Source organism: Winslowiella toletana (genome assembly GCF_032164335.1).
Taxonomy (GTDB): domain Bacteria; phylum Pseudomonadota; class Gammaproteobacteria; order Enterobacterales; family Enterobacteriaceae; genus Erwinia; species Erwinia toletana_A.
The window spans coordinates 53,784-74,033 of the sequence record NZ_CP134152.1; the positions used below are offsets into that span (position 1 = coordinate 53,784).

Consider the following 20,250-nt stretch of genomic DNA (forward strand, 5'->3'; position numbering starts at 1 on the left):
CCGCCTTACCGGCAGTCTCCGTTAATAAGTTGAATACCCGACGTGGCCGGTTGTTCAGGCAGGCGATAGTTCACCTGACAGGACTGCGCCGCTGAATTACCCCATTTCACTGTCAGCGTGCCGCTGTCGGACATGCCTGACAGATAAACCTGCCCACCGTCCCCGACAATGCTGCTGTTCTCCTTGCCACCGTTGTTCACGCCTGCGGTGGCACCAAATGGCACCGGCTCGCCGTTGGCGCGGGTCAGTGTCATCAGCACACGCTGGCCGACGTTCGGATCAAAGTCCGCACGCACCACCGCGCCACGCGTTGGGATCACCGTGGTGCTGGTCAGCGTCATATCGACATTGTCCGGCAAGGTTGAGGTATCAAGGGAAATCTGGTTACGCCGGTACGCCGTGGCGTAAGGCACCACCGCATAGCCGCGCCAGTCTGTTTTAACCCCGGTATTGCTGGCGATGCTGACATCGTCGGCGCCCGGCGCTTTCACCAGCACCACCGTTTCACTCAGCGGTTGCGAGAAGGTCACGCCATTTTCGTGCAACAAAATGCCGCCCTGCAGACCGTAATCCATACGGCGCTGCGTGCGGTCATAGCCGTAACCGGCATTCACTTCGCCGTAACCGCCTTTATAGTCTGCGCTGGCATAGCCGTTCGCACCCTGCCCCTGCGTGGTGTAACCCTGACTGATGTTGTAATTCAAATTGTCATCACGCAGTGCCGTGCCGCTCAGCCCGACGTTATGTGAGGTATTGCCGTTTTTACTGCTGTTAAGGTTATAGGTGGCGTAACTGCCCGGCAGCCATTTGCTCAACGGCACGCTGATGTTGACGGCCACAATCTGATCGGTGTAATAGGTCCGGTTGCCGTTGCTGTCCGTGCCATTGCGGTTATAGGTATAGTTAACCCCCCAGGAAATGCCTTCCCAGGTGTTGTTGTAGCCCACGCTGCCCGACTGGGTTGACCGGTTATTATTCCAGTATTCTTCTTTAACCAGACTCAGCGAAAGCGCACCGCCCTTTTCCCACAAGTTCTGGCTCAGGGTCAGTTCAGCGCGGCTTTTCTTGTGATCGCTGTAATATCCGCTGCCGCCGGAGTAGCTTTCCAGCGCTTCCTGCAAGGTGTAAAAACCGGCGGTGGAATAGCGGTAGCTGGCCAGGCTGAAGTTGGTGCCTGACTCGACAAAGCTTTTGCCGTAACGCAGACGGTAAGACTGACCGCTGTCTTTTGGCGCGTCTTTCTGTTTAGTCCAGGCCTGCGTCACGTCAGCGGAAAGCGCACCGATGCTGCCGAGGTTTTGACCCAGCCCCATCGCCACCGACTGATATTTGCTGGCCGCCTGCAAGCCGCCATACACCGTCGCACCGTGCGATAAACCATAAATCGCGGTGCCCTGAGTGAACGGCGTCTTTTCGACGTTATCGTTATACGAGCGGTACTGACCGCTGGTGAAGCTGTATTTAAGATGTCCTTCGCGCTGAAGCACAGGCACCGACGCGAAAGGCACCACCATATTTCGCTCACTGCCGTCGGCTTCTTTAATCGTCACATTCAGGTCGCCACTGCCCGCTGTCGGATAGAGATCTGAAATGGCAAAAGGCCCGGCAGGCACGTAACTCTGGTAGATGACATACCCGTTTTGGCGGATGGTCACCTGCGCATTACTGTTCGCAATGCCACGCACCACAGGCGAGTAGCCTTTCATACTGTCCGGCAACATATCGTCGTCAGAGGCCAGCTGCAAACCGCGAAACGGAACCGTATCGAACACTTCGGTCGGTGAGTTACTTTCGCCTAACGTCAGCTGACCCCGCAGCGCCTGGATATCACGTTGCAAATAGGTATTGATGGAATCCCAGTGGTCAGTGCCATTGCTGTCGCGGTTCCAGGTGGAATAGTTACGCAAACGCCAGGCACCCAGATTCGCCCCGGAACGCAGATTCAGGTAATAGGTATTGCTGTTACGAGCGTCGTTTTCCCGCGCTTCGGTGTTCGCGCCGCTGAAGCTGTAGTTCATCAGCAAAGCCGGAATGCCCGGTTCCCATTTGTCAGGAGACACGTAACCGCGCGCCTGCGAATTCAGCGCCGCCTGGGGAATGCTCAGATCCAGCCGTTGCTGATCGAAGCGGAAAGCAGCAGAGGATTGCGCTATCGCACCGGTGAAATTGGCACACTCGTCTGTAGCCTGGATACCGGGGAACATGCCAATTTTCACGCCCATATCTCGCAGCAGTTCGCCGCTCAGACAGGGCTGCAGGCTTTGCTTACCCGCCGTATCCGTTGTCAGGGTAAATTTTACGTCGCGGGTATCGACCGCTGAACCATTCAGATAAATATCAACACGATAAGTGCCTGGCGGCTGTAAATCCCCCTCTTCGAAAATCGACAGATCGGCATTACCCTGTGCAGGATTATCGATTTCCAGTAAGGCCGGGTTGAAATATTCCGCTGCGCTGGCCAGAGGTGTTCCGCCCATTAACATTGCTATCTGGCACGACACCAGCCAGGCAAGCCGGGAACGCGTAAAGCCGGTCGAATTATGACTTTTCGTTTTGTTCTTCATTGTGTTAATTCCATGTTTGCAACGCAGCCAGAATTTCTGGCGCTACTCCCTCGCCTTCCTTGTTTACCGCCGTGACAGACTTCTTCTGGTCATTAATTCAGGTCAGAGACTGGCAATAAAAGGTTTGCTGGTGCCTCCGTAATCGTTGATGAATTGCCAGCTCAGTGAGCCGCCGGTGACGCCGGCCGGTAAGTCAAAACTGGCATCAGACTGCGGTGCGACCATGGTGACGTTCTTCATCGCGCCGCCATTGATTTTCACGTTAAAGAAAGTGATGTAATGCGCCGACGGGTTGGTCACCTGAATGCGGTTACCGATGCGTTTCCATGTCAGCGTTTTAGCGGACTCTTCCAGCGTACTTTTCACGCCGGACGGGCGAAAAATCAGCTTGATGCGCGTTTTCACGGCAATCTGCAGGGTGTTTTCTCGCTTCTCGGCGGAAGGGATCGATTTGATGTTCAGCCAGTACAGCGACTCTTTGGTCTCGGGCAAATCACCGCCCGCACGCACTACGCGCAGAATGTTTTGCTGATTACCGTCAAGGCGGAATAAAGGTGGAGTCACGATGAACGGCGCTTTGTCAGCCGATGCTGTTTTGCCGTTTTCAGCGCCATCCACCCAGGACTGGATCAGATAAGGCGTTTTATCGGGGTTACTGATATTGATGGAGGATTCTTTCTTGCCGCCGTCATAGATGAGACGCGTGCCGCCGACCACGACACCCGCCTGTGCGGCCATGCCGAAGGTCATTAATAATGCTGCCACCGCTGTAGCGCGCCATGTTTTCATCGTGTCCCTGCCTGTCTTAACCATTCAAATAGACCAGGGGCATGCACTCCCCTGGTCTGACTTAATTCAACTGAAGCGAATCAAAAGGGCTTATTGATAAACCACGGTGAACTGAGTCACGCCGTTTGCATCACCCACGGTGACTGAGTCGGTCAGGGAGATGTAACGAGCGCTAAAGTCCAGATTGTTAGGACCGGTGCTGACCAGCGGATAAACAGAGGAGTCTTCGTACAACGGAACCACTTTGTTCTGGTTGTCAGAAATCTGAATACCTACGCCTGAGGCAGTGTTGTCACCGGCAGTCAGCGCCAGCACGGTGTTGTCACCAGAAACCTGAGTACCGTCGAAACGCACGGTCGCACCGGTCACGGTGTCAGGGCAGTCGGTCAGAACTAAAGTGAATTTTTTGGCAGCGGCTAGTGAACCCGCAACAGGGAACGCGGTACGGGCGATATTACCCAGGAAGACATCCTGGTTTTGAGAAGCAGTATCGATCGTACAAGCCGCATCTGTGATAGTGCCAGTGAAGTTAACGGCGCCATCTGCTGCAAAAGCGGAAGAAGCGAATGCAGAAGACGCGATCAGGGCAACAGCAAGAAGATTCTTTTTCACGAAATTTTTCCTATTAACATAATGCAAATCGAAACACCTTTCCCGGTGTTCGAATTAGTTTTGACAAAACCATCTGTCATTCCTTTATTTAGTTCATGAGGTTCCACCCCACTTAATAAGCCGCCGGGCGTGTTTAATCCCGAAACCCAAACGATTCATTTTGAACTAAAGTGACTCCTTTGGTTTATTGTGCTAAATATGGAATTTTGTGCAGAATCTAATGCTTTTATATGGGGTTATTATGAGATAAAACTAAAGTATTTGCCGGCAGAGTGAGTATGGCGTGAGAAATCAAGCGAAGGGGATGTAAGAAAAAACCGAGAGACTTCCGGTATGTCGAATTAACAAATTAATCTATAAGAAACTGAATTTTATATGATTTTAATAAACTTCTGCGGAGGGTGGCACTCAGTATTGACAGAAATTTACCGGCTGATTAGAGTATGCTCCAATTTAGTTCAAAATGACCCCATTGAAACAATTAATTACAGGTTGGCTACCAGACTTCTTTAAATCTTTTGGCGTTACTCGCCGTATATAAAACCGTGTTCTGAATATTACGATGACCTAAATAATCCTGAATTAAGCGGGTATCAATCCCTCTGTCTGCCAGCGCAAAACCACAGCCGTGTCTTAACATATGCGGATGGGCGTTAATAGTTAGATTAGCGGCCTGACTATAATTTCTTATTAACCAGTAAATGCGCTGTCGTGATAATTTAGAACCACGATTAGAAAGAAACAACCAGTCGGAATCCGCACCACGGTATTGCTTTCTTTTATTCATCCAGAGCATTAACGATTTCCTTTCCCGCATATAGAGAGGATGAACGGTAGAGAAGCCATTTTTTAACCGGTGGATATAGATATTATTGCCTTCCATGTCGATATCCGAGAGCCGCCAGCTGCTGATTTCACTGACCCGGCAACCGTGGATAAAACACATCCAGATCAGGCAATAATCCCGTTCTGCGTGCCTTCCGCGCAACGTAGCCTCAAGCAGTTTCTCAACCTCAGACGGAGTCAGATATTTACGATTTTTCATAGTGCCTCTTCATGTTCATAGTGTCCCGGATAAGTATTGATTTCGGTGGCACTCATCATTCAACACTTTTCCGAAAATGGAAATAGTGATCGCCTGCTGCACAACGGTTCATTAATTCATCGTTTAATAACAGGGGTTTTTAATATCCCTGTGTGGTTAGGGCCCTCCTTAAAGTGATGCGTATAAAGTCAATTCATTCATTTTCAATATACGTCCTAAACCAAACGCCATCAAATAAAATAAAAATCAAAGCTTTATGGTTATCATCACTGACAATTAAGTTTATATCATATTCGCCATAACGTAGGCGTAATTTAAAATAATTCACGGTTTTAAACTGTTGTGAACTATATTAACAGATCAAGTACGTGGCAATCAGCATGGCGTATTTTCGCGTTTATCCTTTAACACCCTCTCATTTTCGGTGCTACGGAGGCATTTTATCCTGCCTGTGGCAGGAATTTTTTACAAGGAAATTTCTGAGGCTTTTTACGCATTTTCAGGGCGGGCGAGAAGTTTATTTCAAGTGTATAGCTTAACATCCGAAAGTTGTGCCGAATAAACGGCGATCTGGCAACCACCAGTCGTTTTTTCGCGGCTACGGCGGGGATTAGCAAAGCAGGAACAACCTGAGACAGCGCGGAAATAAAAAAAAACAGGACGCAATGCGTCCTGTTTTGGTCAGGCAGAAGTAACGGGAGATCAGGCGGAAAGACCACCGTCCAGAATGAGACTTTGTCCGGTCATGTACGTGCTGTCCTCACTGACCAGCCACGCCACCGCGCCTGCCACTTCGTCCACCTTTCCGAAACGTTTCATCGGAATCGTTTTACGCAGCGCAACAAGCTTGTCTTTAGGCATATCAGCGAGAATTTCGGTGTCGATATAACCGGGCAGCAGGCAGTTAATCCGAACGTTAAAGCGCCCCAGTTCTACCGATAACGTTCGCGCAAGGCCGATCATCGCCGCCTTACTCGCCGCATAAGCGCTCTGCCCACTGTTACCCTTTATCCCCGTCACCGACGACATCATTACCACCGAACCACCGCCCTGCATCATCATCGGTTCAACTAACTGGCTGTTCCAGTAGAAGATGGCGTTTAAGTTGGTGTCCATGACTTTACGCCAGTTATCGGCGTTTTGGTGGATATGCAGCGCATCAAGCGTGATACCCGCATTGTGTACCACGGCGTGCGGCGCGCCGTAGCGTGCCAGCAGGTCAGTGGCCAGATGTATAACCGCCTGCTCATCACGCCCGTCGCACTGATGACTTTCGACCCGGCCGGGCAACCCCGCACAGGCCAGCTCCACCTCGTGCGCGGCGCTTTCGCCCTGACACCAGGTAAATACCACATTCCATTCTTTCGCCAGACGCTGTACGGCGGCGCGTCCGATCCCCCGGCTGCCACCGGTGATTAAAATCCATTGATTTTCCATGACTTCTTTCATGGCTTAGTGGCTTTTTCGCTGAGATACTGGCACAGCTCACGCACCGTAATGTTCACGTTATCGACGAACAAATCAGCCTCGATGGTGACGCCAAACTCTTTCTTCGCCAGCACCATCAGTTCAACGTAATCCAGGCTATCGAGTTTGAGCTGATACAAGGGCATGTCCGGGGTGAGATCTTCCTGCTCAAGATCCTTCGCGTCACACAGCATCTCGCAAACCTTGCTGTAAACCTCATCATAATTCGGCATGTTTATTCCTTTAAGTGATTAATTTATATTTCTTTTTTATGAAAAATTAGTGTGTCATTCAGTCAGCGGTCCGGTTTTAAGCGTGACCGCGACGGACATCAGCGGTTCAGCGTCCTGCCATGCCTGAATGCCTGCCAGCAGCACCAGCCCGCGCTGTTTTTCGCCTATGACCAGCGTCGGCAGGATGGCGTAATGTATCGCGCCGAAACGCGGTTCCTGTTCTGTCTGCGTCAGTAATCGCGGGGAAAAATGCGTTTCATGATGCGTCTGCACCACCTGTACCAGAGTAAAAACGTCACCCAGGCTGGTCGCATGAACCGACGGTAAAAGACTGTGCACGGTTTCCAGCGTCTGCGGGGCGTTCACCAGCTGGCGAAACAGCACCGCGTCGAGAAAACTCCACGGCGGAACCACCGGACTGCCGACAGCCAGAAACTGCGTATGCAGCGTTGCCAGTTCCTGCGCGCCCAGCGTATTCACCTGCGTGACCGGTGACAGCACCAGTGCCTGCGTCGGCGTCAGTTTGCTGCTGATGCTGGCCTGCTGTGTCTGCGCATGACGCAAGCTTGCGCTCAGCTGCACCCTGTCATCACGCAGCGTTTCGCGCACCGGCAGCTGATACAGCGTGTCGCACAACACCGGTTCGCGTAGACGGCTGGTGAACATCAGTCCGTCTGCCGTAACCCCGTGCTTTTCCCGCGAAGTACTCAGCGCCGATTTCATATCCAGCATCGCGCGCATTCCGTGAACACATAATCCGGTCAGACCAAGACGCTGCGCCTCAGCAGCATCAAAATGGATCGGATTGTAATCACCGGAAAATGCCGCCCAGCGTTCGGCATCAGACAGGCTGTAACGCAAAGTGTCAGCCGCCAGCATTATTTTCCCCTTCCGATCACCAGCGCGGCGTTCGCCCCGCCGAAGCCGAAACTCAGGTTCAGCGTGGTGTTCAGTACCGCCGGGCGATGCACATTGGGGACGTAATCCAGATCGCACGCAGGATCGGGCGCATCAAGATGGCAGGTCGCAGGTATGATTTGATGCTCAAGTGCCTGCAGGCAGATGATTGATTCAAAACTGCCAGCCGCCGCGATCAGATGTCCGGTATAGGATTTGGTGCTTGAGCACGGGGTGCTATAAGCCGCCGTTTCTCCCAGCGCAATCTTGATTGCTTCGGTTTCATTGAGATCGTTGAGCGGCGTAGAGGTGCCGTGCGCATTGATATAATCCAGATCGCTGGCGGCAATACCGGCCTGCGCCAGCGCATGGCGGATGGTTTGCACCCGCGCAATTTTGTCTTCAGCCGGTGCGGTAAAATCAAACGCATCTGAGAAATTGCCGTAACCCAGAATCTCACCGAGAATGTTTGCGCCGCGCGCAACGGCCGATTCCCGTTCTTCCAGACATAGCACCGCCGCACCTTCGCTGAGCACAAAACCGTTGCGATGCAGGCTGAACGGGCAACAGGCGCGGGTGATCGCTTCCTGTTCACTGGCCAGCGCGCCCAGCACGTCGATATTCCATACCGCCGAATCAGAACGCAGTGATTCTCCCGCACCCGCCAGCATCATGCTGGCCCGGCCACTGCGGATCAGTTCGAAAGCGTCGCCGACCGCGATAGTTCCGGTCGCACAAGCCGCAACCGGCGTGTTCTGATAGCCACGCAATCCCCACAGCAAACTGACTGCCGCCGTGGCGGAATTCGGCATGGAGAAAAAGCAGCCAAAAGGAGATCCCATACCGGTACGCAGATAGTCTTCGTAATGCAGCTGAGTTTCATCCTGGCCCGCCCAGCCGGTACCCATAATGACGCCACAGTCGCGCAAATCGTAATGTTGCTCCGGCTTGTCATCGCCAAACGCCATCTGCATCGCTTCCCGCGCGGACGCCAGCGTCAGCCGTGCATAACGCGGCAGGCGGCGACGGATCGCCGCAGGCACGCCTTTGAGCGAAGGTTCATGATCAATCAGGCCGTAAAAACGCGATTTAATCCCGGCAGCTGATTTGTCGCAGTAGCGGTAACCAGGCGTGTAATCCATGATCGCGGCCCAACTTTCGGCGGAGTTCAACCCCAGCGGGGTCACCGCACCGTAACCGGTCACGACCACCCGACGCGGCGTGTCTGCCGTCTGTAAAACATCCTTTTGCATGCTTTATCCTTGTTGACTCAATGTGTTGTCTTCCCCGCCACCCAGCGCCAGCCAGAGTTTCATGGTTGAATACAGGTAGTTATATTGCGTGGTGACCAGCGTGTTCTGGCTGTCCAGCAAGGTGTTCTGCGCGTCGAGCAGCGTCTGATACGCCACCGAACCGTGACGATACTGGCTTTCCACCAGCGCCAGCCGCTGCTGGCTTAATACCAGATCTTCCAGCTGTCGCTGTTTTTCCTGCTGATAGGTCAGGCGCTGCGACATGGCATTGTCGATATCCTGCAACGCGCTGTACGATGCGCTGCGGAACTGAATCGCCGCGGTTTGTACATCCAGACCGGATTGTTCAACGGTCAGCCGTACTTTGTTCCATTCGATAAACGGCAAGTTGAGCGCAGATCCAAGCGTTCTGGCCGGATTGCTGAACCATTGCTGAAACACAGAAGCCCCGGCATTCAGTGACGCATTCAGCGTCAGCGACGGATAAAAGCTCAGCCGTGCGACGTCCGAACCGGCCAGCGCCGCACGCAGATTCATCTCAGCCGACTGCACATCCGGCCTTCTGGCGATTACTTCAAGCGGTAAACGCTGCGCCACAGGCACGCTCTGATGAATATCCAGCGACTGACGCTCTGCAAGGTATTGACCCGGCGGACGGCTAAGTAAAATCGCCAGTGCATTACGGTTTTCATCGCGCTGTTGATACAAATCGCGCAGGTTATTTTCGCGGCTCAGCACCGTTTGCTGTGCCTGCAAATAATCCAGTTGACCGAGATCACCGGCTTTCCAGCGTGACGTCACCATCACCACGGTTTTCCGCGCAATCGCCAGGCTTTGCTGCAAATTACTGATTTGCTGATTCAGGCTGGCAATCTGCCAGTAAAGCTGTGAAGTGGTTCCGATGAGCGTCAGTGCGGTGGCCTGCAAATCCTGCTCCGAGGCTTTTGCCAGCCAGTCGGACTGCTCGCGGGTGCGCGCCAGTTTCCCCCACAGATCCAGCTCATAAGAGGCCGACAGTGAGTTCGTGTAACTTTCGACCGGCGTGGTTTCGCGGCGCATATTTTTGGTGTTGCTGGCCGATGCATTGGCAGAAAAATCAGGGGTCAGATTCAGATCTGAGATACCCGCCGTCAGCAGCGCTTGCCGCAGTTTTATGCCCGCCAGCGCCAGATCGTTATTGCTTTGCAACGCGGAAACAATCAGCCGTGACAGCTGCGGGTCATCAAAGTTATCCCACCAGTGCGGAGAAAATTTCGCCACGCCCTCGCCGGTATCCTGCACCCGCCAGGTTTGCGGCACCGACAGCATCGGCCGCTGGTATTCGCTTTTCAGCGCCTGACCACAGCCGGTGATCAGTAACGTCATCACTGCCATTGAGAGTAAATTCAGTTTGTTCATTCGCGTGCCAGCGCCTCTGTCGGATGCAAACGCGCGGCGTTACGTGCCGGGAAAAAGCCGAAGCCGAGACCGATAAGCGCCGAGAAACCGCAGGCTAAAAGGATCGGCGGCCAGGTGAAAATCATGGTAAATTCCTGCGTAACCTGAGAAAAAATCAGCCCTGCCACGCCGGATCCGACAATGCCGATCAGGCCGCCAAGGGTACAAATCACCACCGCCTCAATCAGGAACTGACGCATGATGTCCGCCGGACGTGCGCCAACCGACAGACGAATGCCAATCTCGTGCGTTCTTTCCGTCACCGACACCAGCATGATGTTCATCACGCCCACACCGCCCACCAGTAGCGAAATCCCGGCAATGGCGGTGATCAGCAGCGTCATTGATTCCGATGTTTTACGGATAGTCTTCGTCAGTTGGTCGTTGGTCATGGTGAAGAAATCGCGTTTGCCATGCGCCGAATCCAGCAGTTGCTCGACGTTGCGCTGGGCGACATCCGTCGGATAACCGTCGGCAATACGCAGGGTGATGGATTGCAGCGGCGTATCGCCCGACATGCGCTCCAGCAAGGAGGTGTAAGGGATCCACGCGCCGAGCTGCTCGCCGATATACTTCGGCCCTTTTTTATCCGCTACGCCGATCACCCGGTAAGGCACGCCGGAAAGCTGAATAATTTCGCCCAGCGGATCCTGTCCGGGAAACAAGGTGCTGCGCACATTCGGGTCGATGATCACCACCGGCTCGCGGTCGTCGAGATCGCGGGGCGTAAAACGGTTTCCGGCAATAAAATTGAGCCCCTGCACGCGAAAGAATCCGTTACTGACGCCCGACAACGACACCAGCACCTGTTTACCGCCACGAATTGCCATTACGGTTTTGCTCACCACCGGCGACAGGCTGTCGATGTACGGCTGCCTGCCGAGCAAATCCACGTCTTCCAGCGTCAGGGAACGTTCAAAATCAGGTCGCGGTTTATCCCAGCCCAGACCGGGCTGAATTTCGATGGTGCTGGTACCGAGCTGGCTTATCTGGCTGAGAATGCTCTGCCGCGCGCCTTCACCCACCGCCATTGAGGACACCACCGAAGAGATGCCGATAATGATGCCGAGCATGGAAAGAAAGGCGCGGATCCGGTGCCCGAGCAGGGAACGCCACGCCATACGCACCGCTTCTTTCAGACTCTGCCACATCGGCGTGCGTCCGGTGGCGGCTATTGCCGGTAATCCCTGAGATTTGCCCTGCTGTATCACCAGATTGATGCGATCTGCGATAATCTCGCCGTCGTGGATTTCGACAATACGCTGACACTGTTCGGCGATACTGCGGTCGTGGGTGACGATAATCAGCGTATGGCCGGCCTGATGCAGGCCATGCAAAATCGCCATCAGCTCCTGACCACTGGTGCTGTCGAGCGCGCCGGTCGGCTCGTCGGCGAGGATCACCGGCGCACCGTTCATCAGTGCCCGCGCAATACTGACGCGTTGCTGTTGCCCGCCGGAAAGCTGCGCGGGCCGATAATTCATGCGGTTGTCAAGACCTAACCGGTTGAGCAAATGTTCCGCCCGCGCCTGACGCGCCGCCGCGGGCATGTCGGTATACAGCGCCGGAATAGTGACGTTTTCGAGGGCCGTAAGATAGGGCATCAAGTGATAGCGCTGAAAAATAAAGCCCAGATACTGGCTGCGCAATTGCGCCAGTTGTTCGCTGGTCGCCACATGCGCAGGCACATCCATAATGCGCATTTCGCCTTCCGACGGCTTATCCAGACAACCGAGAATATTCATCAGCGTCGATTTACCCGAACCGGACGCGCCGATAATCGCCAGCATTTCCCCGGCATTGACGCGCAGGGAAATATCTTTGAGCACCGTGACGGCGGCGTTGCCCTCACCAAAACGGCGGGAGATATGCGAAAGTTCGATGACCGGAGAATTAGCCATTTGCCGTCTCTCCCTCATTTTGCATCACCACCACGTGCTCACCTTCGCTCAGCCCGTCTTTCACTTCGACAAACTGGCGGTCATTGATGCCCGCGCGGATTACCCGTTGTTCGGTCTTATCACCGTTCACCACCTGCACCTGAAACCGGTCATCGCCCAGTGGCTGCCCCAGCGCCATCACCGGCAGACGCAGCACATTTTTGGCTTGTTCGGTGATGATAAATACCTGCGCGGTCATTGAGGTGCGCAGCAGATGGTCAGGGTTCGGCACGCTGAATACGCCGTTGTAATAGACGGCAGAAGGTTGTTGAGTCTGGCTGCTGGTGCTTTCATCCTGTAAGGCGTCGTTTGGCGCGTCCTGCAAGGTGCCCATTACGCTCTGATAACGATGTTTGGGATCGGCGACCACGTAAAACCACAGCGGCTGGCCGGGATGCACTTTCAGGATGTCGGTTTCTGAAATACGGGTTTGCACGGTCATGGTATCGACGTTGGCCAGCACCAGAATGGTCGGTGCGGTCTGCGAAGAGACCACGGTTTGCCCTTCTTTGGTGACGATGCCGAGCACCTGCCCGTCCACCGGTGCCAGGATCCGCGTATAGCCCAGATTGGCTTTCGCCGTTTCCAGCGCCATCTGCGCCTGCACAATCTGCGCTTCGTTGACTTTGATCTGCGCTTTCTGGGTATCGACTTTAGCCTGCGCCTGCTCGAGATTGCTTTTGGTGCCTGAGCCATCGCGATCCATCTGTAACTGACGTTTCAGCTCCAGCTGATATTGCGTGAGCGTGTACAGCGACGCCTGTTTTTGCGCCACGGCACTGTCGAGTTCCGCTTCGGATTTACGCAGTTCGCTCTGTTGCAGCGTCGGGTCGATTTCGGCCAGTAACTGGCCTTTTGTGACCCGGTCGCCCGCACGGACATACAGTTTTTTCAACTGACCGTTGACCTGCGCACCAACGTTGACCTGCGCGGAAGGCTTGAGGATACCGGTCGCCAGTACGGTTTTTTCGATATCCCCGCGACCTATAGCCTGTGAAACCAGCGGCGCAGCAGTGCCGGACATTATGCTATGTACACCGTACGCAGCACCGGCCAGCAGGATCAACAACACAATGATCAGTGCATAAAATACCTTGCGGTGTCCGACGGCGATTTGTCTGATCGAGAAACTCACGCCGGTTCTCCTTGCGGGGTGATAGTGGAAATCACAGTGCTCGTTGTCGCGGCTACGCGACCATTTCTCATCACACAGATGCGGTCAAATAAGGCCAGCGCGGTTTCACTGTGCGTTACGGTGATCAGAATTTTTCCGTATTCATGGCAATGACTGATCAGGGTTTGCATCACCTGCTGCGCCGTCTCTTCATCGAGATTGGCCGTCGGCTCATCCAGCACCATCACCGGACAATCGCTGTACATCGCACGTGCCAGCATCAGACGCTGACGTTGCCCCAGCGACAGCGCGGGATGGCTTTCGCGGATCAGCGCGTTTTGTTTGCCTGGCAGACGGTCGATCACCTCCGTCAGGTTCAGCCCGCGCAGCGACTTATCGATACGCAGCTGTTTTTGCGCGTCGTGTTCACGATCAAACAGCGTGATGTTTTGCAGAACGCTGGTATTGAACAGGATGTCCTCCTGACTTTGCAGGAAGAACAGCTTCTGTACCTGACGGCTGCTGACCGACTGTCCGTCGACCAGGATTTCTCCGCCCTGAGGTTCGATAAGTCCGGTAATGACTTTCAGCAACGTACTTTTCCCCGCGCCCGACTCACCGACAATCGCCAGCGTTTCGCCATGACGCACCGTCATCGACACGTGATCCAGCACCGGTTTACCAGGATCGTAAGCAAACTGAAGTTCCCGGTAGATGAGCTCCTGGCTAAAGCGGACAGGCAGCAGTAAGTCACCGGCGGCCTCTTCTCTGACCTGCGGGAACAGATCGGCGGCTCGGGTATCAATCACGTGCAGCTGATTCTTTTGCAGCACTGAGAAGAAAATCTGCGTGATGTAAGCGGTAAAAATCTGACGGACAAAGCTGTAGGCGAAGAATTCACCCAGTGAAATCCGGTTATCTTTCAGCAACGGTAGCGCCAGCAGCATAAAGAAAACCATCTCGAGGCTGCCAATCAGCTGATACAGGCTGCTTTTCACCTGCTCGTACACTTTCTGTTTCTGGCGGCAGTCAAACAGCGACAGCGCATATCCGGCGAATGCCGCCTGACGCTGGCTGTTCAGTCCGGCGGATTTGAGCGTGGCGAAACCCTGAATAGTTTCCAGCAGGAAGTCGCTTTGTTCTGCACTCTTTACCTGAACCTGCTGAGTGTAATAGCGGTCGCGGAAAATCGCCCAGACGCTGACCAGCCCCATCAGCGTGACGCCGATGGCGGAAATTCCGGCCAGCAGCGGGCTGATATAGCACATCACCGCCAGCGCAATCACGCCGACGACCCAGTCCACACGCAGGCCGTTATCCAGCTCGATTTTTTGCGCCGCCGCCATCTGCCAGTTGGAGAAACGGCTGTAGATTTCACCGGGGCTGCGTTTCTCAAAGAAAGAGAGCGTGTTGTTCAGCAACCGGGCAAAACCGCTGACGCTCTGCATCACGACAAAACGTTTGATAAACCGCTCGGTCACGCTGCGCACAATAAACGCCAGCAACGTCGAGACAACGAAGGCCAGCAGGTAATAGAAATATGGGAATTCGGTTTTGCCGCCGGAAGAGAAAACGTTGTTGATTGCCGAGCTGACCATCACCGGCATGATGAACAAGGTCAGTGATACCAGAAATGCCAGCAACATCAGCTTGTAAATGCCGGGGATCGCCGCCGTTTGTTTCAGGCTCATGCATTCGAGCGCACGGAAACGACGCGTGCGCGGTTGTTTTTCTGCCGGCTGCGCAGTGCGCGGCGCCTCCTGATCGAGCACTACCGCGTAACCGCTGATTTCAGATTTGAGCGCGGCAATCGGCAGAAGCTGTTCGCCAATCGCCGGATTCATCACGCAGACATAGCTTCCCTGACGATAGGCCAGCAGGACATAGTGACTGGCACCGTAGTGCAAAATGGCCGGTAAAGGCAGTTCTGCCAGCTCATCGAAATCAAACGCTACCGGATACGCCGGGATCGCCAGCTCAGATAAGATGTCGCACAGGGTCGACAGCGCGGTGCCGTGGGACGATGTCGGGAAACGTTCACGTAACACTTCAAGCGGTGCGCTGATGCCCTGAGTCTCCGCCAGCATAGAAATACAGGCCAGCGCGCACTCATTCGTTTCTGCCTGATAAACCAGCTTAGGAATAATATTATCCATAATCGATACCTTAAAACGCCCTGTTTTTTTCAGTAATATCGCTGCGCTGTTGCGGATTGGTTTTCATTCATTAATAAAAAATAACGAATGTGAATGCCACAGCATCCAGTCGGTTGAGTGTTCACGAATACTTTGTTCAATAATGCGCGGCATTTTTTCTTTTAATTCTTTTGCACTGACCGGGTCATGAATAACGATATTCAACCCCTTGTCGTAATAAAGATGATAAAAAATCACCTTCGCAGACATCATTCGTGCCAGCCGGATAATACCGCTGTGTAAACTGGCAGGACGGCCAAACATCCGGCAGGATAATTTTTCAGCTTTGTCTTTACTGGCGAACTGCGTGAAATCAGGCGTGATATCCGGGAATAAAATAATATTCCGCTGGTTATCGGCTGCCTCCATGACCGACGTCATCAAATTCCCGGCAATGTTTTTATTATCTGCATGTATCGAACAATAGGTCAGATCGACGCCACCCAGTTGCCGTTCCGCTGCGGAATGTTCATCCGCGCTGCGCGAGGTGATGACCGTCGCTTTACCCGGAAACGCCGCAGCACCGACCATAGTAGTGAGTACGTCGGACACCATGTGTAATGGCGCGAGGATCACCGGCTGACCGGCGCGTTGCAGCGGCTCGACCACCGCATTGAGCCTGGCCGAGCAGTCGGCCAGCTCACGTAATGCACGGCGGTTCTGTCCGTAGGTCACCGCCTGAATCAGCAGCTGTCGCCGCTGGGTCAGCCAGATATAATCAAATTTCTTATTGTCATTCATCAGACACTGACGGTTAGACTGCGCGACCGCCGCCCGTAATTTCACATCGCGGCCTGTCAGCCCTAAAAAGCGGCTGACGTGGGACAAGGAAAAAATAACGCGATAATGCATATGCCGGAATAATAAACAATGCGCCCTGTAGCCAGTAAGCCGAAGTTTATACAAAAACCACTGACATCTGACGGTGAGGTTTTTCCAAAACAGCGCGCACCACAGGGCAACGAATTTCATTATTTCTCCGGCGCTTGATCATTCTTTAAAATAGAGAGTAATTTGTCAGAGAATGACGGAAAATCACGGTCCTGAATCGCTACCCATTTTTTGGCCACAATAAAGGTCGGGGTCGCATTAATGTCGTAATATTGCGAAACGCGGGTCATATAATCCAGCAGATCTTTGACTTCTGCCGACTGACTGACTTTATGGTATTCATCGACATCAATCTTATTTTCTGCCAGCCACGCATCTCGTTTTGCCGCATCACCTAAATCGATGTGATTTTTCATGACCGCGTCATAGGCGCTTTCACGATGGGCTTCTTCAATACCCATTACCTGCAATGTGGCAAATACCGGTGCAAAACGCGCCAGTCCGGCCTGATTATCCAGGCTTAAGTGCAGGCGAACCAGTTTTTTACCCGCTGGCATACGTTTTTCCAGCGCCTCAACATTCTTTTCGTTTATTGCACAGTAATGACAACCGTATGAGAAGATTTCAATAATATCTTCACCATCCGTAATTGGACTTTTGGCTAATTTATCCGCCGACAACGACGTCAGAACCTGTTGTCCGTCATCGCTGGCTTGGTTGCGCACAAGGTAATGGATCCAGGCTGTCGTAATCAGCGCTGAAATAACCGCGACAAAAACAGTATACGCCAGAATGGGCAGAATTCTTTTTTTCATGGGGGGCTTTTCATCCTGAAATAATAATACGCGACGCTCACAGGGGAAATATCAGGCGGGCGTTGTATATGAAATACAACGCCCTGTCAGAAAAACAGTACAACTATTTATTCTGATTTAATAAGAAACGGATGTTTCTCAGCCTACGTTACCGCAGTTGATGATTGCTGCAGCGGTGAACGTTTTAGTCACAACGCCATTTTTATCAGTACAGGTTTTCACTGCGTTACAAACAGTTGCATCACCCACCAGGTTTAATTCAAAGCTGTTTACGCAAGTAGTGGTGCCGCCAACAATTGCGCTTGCTTCATTCATGTTGATCTTTTTCATCTGTGATATCCTTATTTAGTTAGAATTAATATAACAATAGTCTGCAGATATCGTTCACTGACCTGCTTCCAGTGACTCTCCGCACAGAGAAAACATGATAAAAACATGTCCCCTGCACTCCGAAATAATCCCCTTGAAGAAAAACATTCAGGATTTCATTATCGGATCCGGCGCATTGTAGCGGCGGTTTTTTAATTGGGCAATACACCTGAAATGACATGAAACGAGCAAAATCAATCGTTCTATTACACAGGTTGCAGGAGTTTTCTGATATAAAATCAAGATAAAACGCACCGGGCAAATTCAGACTTGCCCAATGCCAGATCTGTCTAATTTATGATGCAGGACATTTCTCAGAAAATATCAAGAATAGCGGATCCTGAGACGGCAAAATTTTTTAAAAATAATTTGAGGGAAACGTTATGCAAAGCTTTAGCGGGGACACAGGCAGGAAAATGAATAGCCGCGACCTGCAAAATTCACGGATGTTCGCCGTTATGCTTCGCTGGTTTGTGTCGTATCGGCAGCCAGAGCCACCCTGACAGACGAAGTTATTGATCTGCACGAGCGAATTATGGGCAGTCTGTTCAGCAGGGGAAAGCAGCGGAGGAATGTTTTCCGCCACGTGCCGATCGCTTTCCTCCAGCGACTGTTGCGGGATTATGCGAATACTCATCAGGGGCTTTTTTCTGTGGTTTACGCCCATCCGCTGTTGGTAAACCGCTAATGGGCTGAGAGCGATTGGCTGATGATAGCAGCCATGAAGGTGCACTTCTGCTCAAAATTTATCCATAACCCGATTTGGACTGCCGATGCTGACGAATTTTTTGCGCCGGCACGCCGAACGGTTCAAAATCGCTGCAGATAAAGACCAACAGGTAGCGTTAACGTGAAAGGTACAACACCGGATTCAGTGATTAATCCGCAGCAGCTTGCCGGAATAAGCTCGGTTCAGGTATGGAAAAAAGAGGATTTGCAGCATGCGCAGCCAGACTGGCTGGCCGATGAAGTACCGGTTGCACTGGTCTACAACGGCATTTCGCATGTGGTGATGATGGCCTCGCCAAAAGATCTTGAAGCCTTTGCCATTGGTTTTTCATTGTCAGAAGGGATTATCGCTGCGCCGCAGGATATCTATGGCATCGATGTGGTCGACTCCTGTAACGGAATCGAAGTACAGGTCGAGCTTTCAAGCCGCCGTTTTATGGCGCTGAAGGCCCAGCGTCGAGCAATGGCCGGACGCACCGGCTGCGGCGTATGTGGCGTTGAGCAACTGGCTGAGATCGGCAAGCCAATTCAACCGCTGCCTTTTACCCAGACTTTTGATTTGCAGTATCTTGACCTGGCATTACGCCAACTGCGTCAATTCCAGCCGCTTGGCGAATATACCGGCTGTACCCATGCCGCCGCGTGGATTACGCCTGATGGTCAGCTGATGGGCGGCTATGAAGATGTCGGGCGTCATGTGGCGCTGGATAAGCTGCTCGGTTATCGCAGCCAGCAACAGTGGACACAGGGAGCAGCGTTAGTTTCCAGCCGCGCCAGTTATGAAATGGTGCAGAAATCAGCGATGTGCGGCGTCGAAATTCTGTTTGCGGTTTCCGCGGCCACCCGGCTGGCGGTTGAAGTGGCGCAGCGCAGTAATCTGACGTTAATCGGCTTCAGTAAACCCGGGCGCGCAACGGTGTATACCCACCCGCAGCGACTGATTTAGCCTACGCTAAAGCGGATAAAAAATAACCATACTAAAGGCGGGGCATTGATAACCATTTTCAAGATCATTTATTTAACTATAATGATCCGACTGCTTACGCGGTGCTAAACCAAATAATGAGTGCCGCCCAACATTAATGGAGATGATGAACATGAGCTATTCACTGCCATCCCTGCCTTACGCATACGACGCACTGGAACCGCATTTCGACAAGCAGACGATGGAAATCCATCACACCAAACACCACCAGACCTACGTTAACAACGCTAACGCTGCGCTGGAAGGTACCGAATTCGCTGACTTGCCAGTCGATGAACTGATCACCAAACTGGATCAGGTTCCGGCTGACAAGAAAACCGTGCTGCGTAACAACGCAGGTGGTCACTCAAACCACAGCTTCTTCTGGAAAGGCCTGAAAACCGGCACCACTCTGCAGGGTGACCTGAAAGCGGCAATCGAAAAAGATTTCGGTAGCGTTGATGCCTTCAAAGCAGAATTCGAGAAAGCTGCTGCTACCCGCTTCGGTTCTGGCTGGGCGTGGCTGGTTAAGAAGGGCGACAAACTGGCAGTTGTTTCAACGGCTAACCAGGATAGCCCACTGATGGGTGAAGCCATTTCTGGCGTTTCCGGCTTCCCGATTGTTGGCCTGGACGTGTGGGAACACGCTTACTACCTGAAATATCAGAACAAGCGTCCTGACTACATCAAAGCATTCTGGGAAGTGGTTAACTGGGACGAAGCCGCAGCGCGTTTCGCTTCAGCTAAATAAGATCTTCTCCTCACGCTAACGCGTGACGACCAACCGACGGAGCTGGCTTCGTCGGTTTTTTATTGCCTGTCGTTCAGCCTGCCGAAAGCGGACGCCAGCATATCCTGTTGGTTTAATCCGAATTGTTATCTGTTTCACTCTGCTAATTCTCTCTTTCTCTTCGCTAACTCTCTGTTATGTCTGGATGTCTGGATGGCTAATAACTTTTTGTGTTAGCTTATGCGCTTTCGATGGTTGTCGTGGGC

The 20,250-nt window shown here is 52.8% G+C and carries 17 protein-coding genes; 2 read left to right on the forward strand and 15 right to left on the reverse strand.

The features are described from left to right. Positions 1-5: 5 nt before the first annotated feature. The 15 genes from RIN69_RS00255 to RIN69_RS00325 all read right to left on the reverse strand — a co-directional run bounded on the left by RIN69_RS00255 (position 6) and on the right by RIN69_RS00325 (position 17,522). Positions 6-2,564: a fimbria/pilus outer membrane usher protein gene (locus RIN69_RS00255; RefSeq protein WP_313854764.1), complete on the reverse strand. Its 2,559-nt coding sequence runs from the start codon at positions 2,562-2,564 to the stop codon at positions 6-8. A 102-nt stretch (positions 2,565-2,666) separates the two neighbouring features. After that, on the reverse strand, positions 2,667-3,353 hold the full coding sequence (locus RIN69_RS00260) for a fimbrial biogenesis chaperone (RefSeq protein ID WP_313854767.1): 687 nt from the start codon (positions 3,351-3,353) through the stop codon (positions 2,667-2,669). A gap of 90 nt (positions 3,354-3,443) precedes the next feature. Next, positions 3,444-3,965, reverse strand: a complete 522-nt coding sequence (locus tag RIN69_RS00265) for a fimbrial protein (RefSeq protein ID WP_313854769.1) — start codon at positions 3,963-3,965, stop codon at positions 3,444-3,446. 496 nt (positions 3,966-4,461) lie between these two features. Further along, positions 4,462-5,010 carry a tyrosine-type DNA invertase gene (locus tag RIN69_RS00270; RefSeq protein WP_095922315.1) on the reverse strand — a complete coding sequence of 183 codons (549 nt, stop codon included), beginning with the start codon at positions 5,008-5,010 and terminating at the stop codon, positions 4,462-4,464. A 702-nt stretch (positions 5,011-5,712) separates the two neighbouring features. Continuing rightward, the gene (locus RIN69_RS00275) at positions 5,713-6,447 is read right to left on the reverse strand and encodes an SDR family NAD(P)-dependent oxidoreductase (RefSeq protein WP_313854777.1); all 735 of its coding nucleotides are present in this window, start codon (positions 6,445-6,447) and stop codon (positions 5,713-5,715) included. A gap of 8 nt (positions 6,448-6,455) precedes the next feature. Beyond that, the gene (locus tag RIN69_RS00280) at positions 6,456-6,710 is read right to left on the reverse strand and encodes an acyl carrier protein (protein WP_313854778.1); all 255 of its coding nucleotides are present in this window, start codon (positions 6,708-6,710) and stop codon (positions 6,456-6,458) included. A gap of 54 nt (positions 6,711-6,764) precedes the next feature. Further along, the gene (locus tag RIN69_RS00285; protein ID WP_313854780.1) at positions 6,765-7,589 is read right to left on the reverse strand and encodes a MaoC/PaaZ C-terminal domain-containing protein; all 825 of its coding nucleotides are present in this window, start codon (positions 7,587-7,589) and stop codon (positions 6,765-6,767) included. Next, the gene (locus RIN69_RS00290; protein ID WP_313854782.1) at positions 7,589-8,860 is read right to left on the reverse strand and encodes a beta-ketoacyl-[acyl-carrier-protein] synthase family protein; all 1,272 of its coding nucleotides are present in this window, start codon (positions 8,858-8,860) and stop codon (positions 7,589-7,591) included. The genes RIN69_RS00285 and RIN69_RS00290 overlap by 1 nt, the downstream gene beginning before the upstream one ends. Positions 8,861-8,863: 3 nt before the next feature. Continuing rightward, positions 8,864-10,258, reverse strand: coding sequence for an efflux transporter outer membrane subunit (locus RIN69_RS00295; protein WP_313854784.1), 1,395 nt, complete (start codon positions 10,256-10,258; stop codon positions 8,864-8,866). Further along, positions 10,255-12,198 carry a MacB family efflux pump subunit gene (locus RIN69_RS00300; RefSeq protein WP_313854785.1) on the reverse strand — a complete coding sequence of 648 codons (1,944 nt, stop codon included), beginning with the start codon at positions 12,196-12,198 and terminating at the stop codon, positions 10,255-10,257. Before RIN69_RS00300 ends, RIN69_RS00295 begins: the two co-directional genes overlap by 4 nt. Then, entirely contained in the window at positions 12,191-13,372 is a 1,182-nt protein-coding gene (locus RIN69_RS00305; RefSeq protein ID WP_390902476.1) for an efflux RND transporter periplasmic adaptor subunit, read from the reverse strand. The genes RIN69_RS00300 and RIN69_RS00305 overlap by 8 nt, the downstream gene beginning before the upstream one ends. Further along, complete coding sequence (locus RIN69_RS00310; protein WP_313854787.1) at positions 13,369-15,507, reverse strand: peptidase domain-containing ABC transporter; 2,139 nt, start codon at positions 15,505-15,507, stop codon at positions 13,369-13,371. Before RIN69_RS00310 ends, RIN69_RS00305 begins: the two co-directional genes overlap by 4 nt. Positions 15,508-15,570: 63 nt before the next feature. Then, entirely contained in the window at positions 15,571-16,332 is a 762-nt protein-coding gene (locus RIN69_RS00315) for an ABC transporter (protein WP_313854789.1), read from the reverse strand. A 185-nt stretch (positions 16,333-16,517) separates the two neighbouring features. Next, on the reverse strand, positions 16,518-17,192 hold the full coding sequence (locus RIN69_RS00320; protein ID WP_313854790.1) for a DsbA family protein: 675 nt from the start codon (positions 17,190-17,192) through the stop codon (positions 16,518-16,520). Between the two features lie 138 nt (positions 17,193-17,330). Then, on the reverse strand, positions 17,331-17,522 hold the full coding sequence (locus RIN69_RS00325; RefSeq protein ID WP_095922324.1) for a DUF4762 family protein: 192 nt from the start codon (positions 17,520-17,522) through the stop codon (positions 17,331-17,333). Positions 17,523-18,435: 913 nt separating this feature from the next. On the opposite strand from RIN69_RS00325, the gene fdhD reads away from it, so the two are divergent. Next, on the forward strand, positions 18,436-19,236 hold the full coding sequence (fdhD, locus tag RIN69_RS00330; protein ID WP_390902557.1) for a formate dehydrogenase accessory sulfurtransferase FdhD: 801 nt from the start codon (positions 18,436-18,438) through the stop codon (positions 19,234-19,236). Positions 19,237-19,387: 151 nt separating this feature from the next. After that, positions 19,388-20,005, forward strand: a complete 618-nt coding sequence (gene sodA / locus RIN69_RS00335) for a superoxide dismutase [Mn] (protein ID WP_052898057.1) — start codon at positions 19,388-19,390, stop codon at positions 20,003-20,005. Positions 20,006-20,250 lie beyond the last annotated feature (245 nt).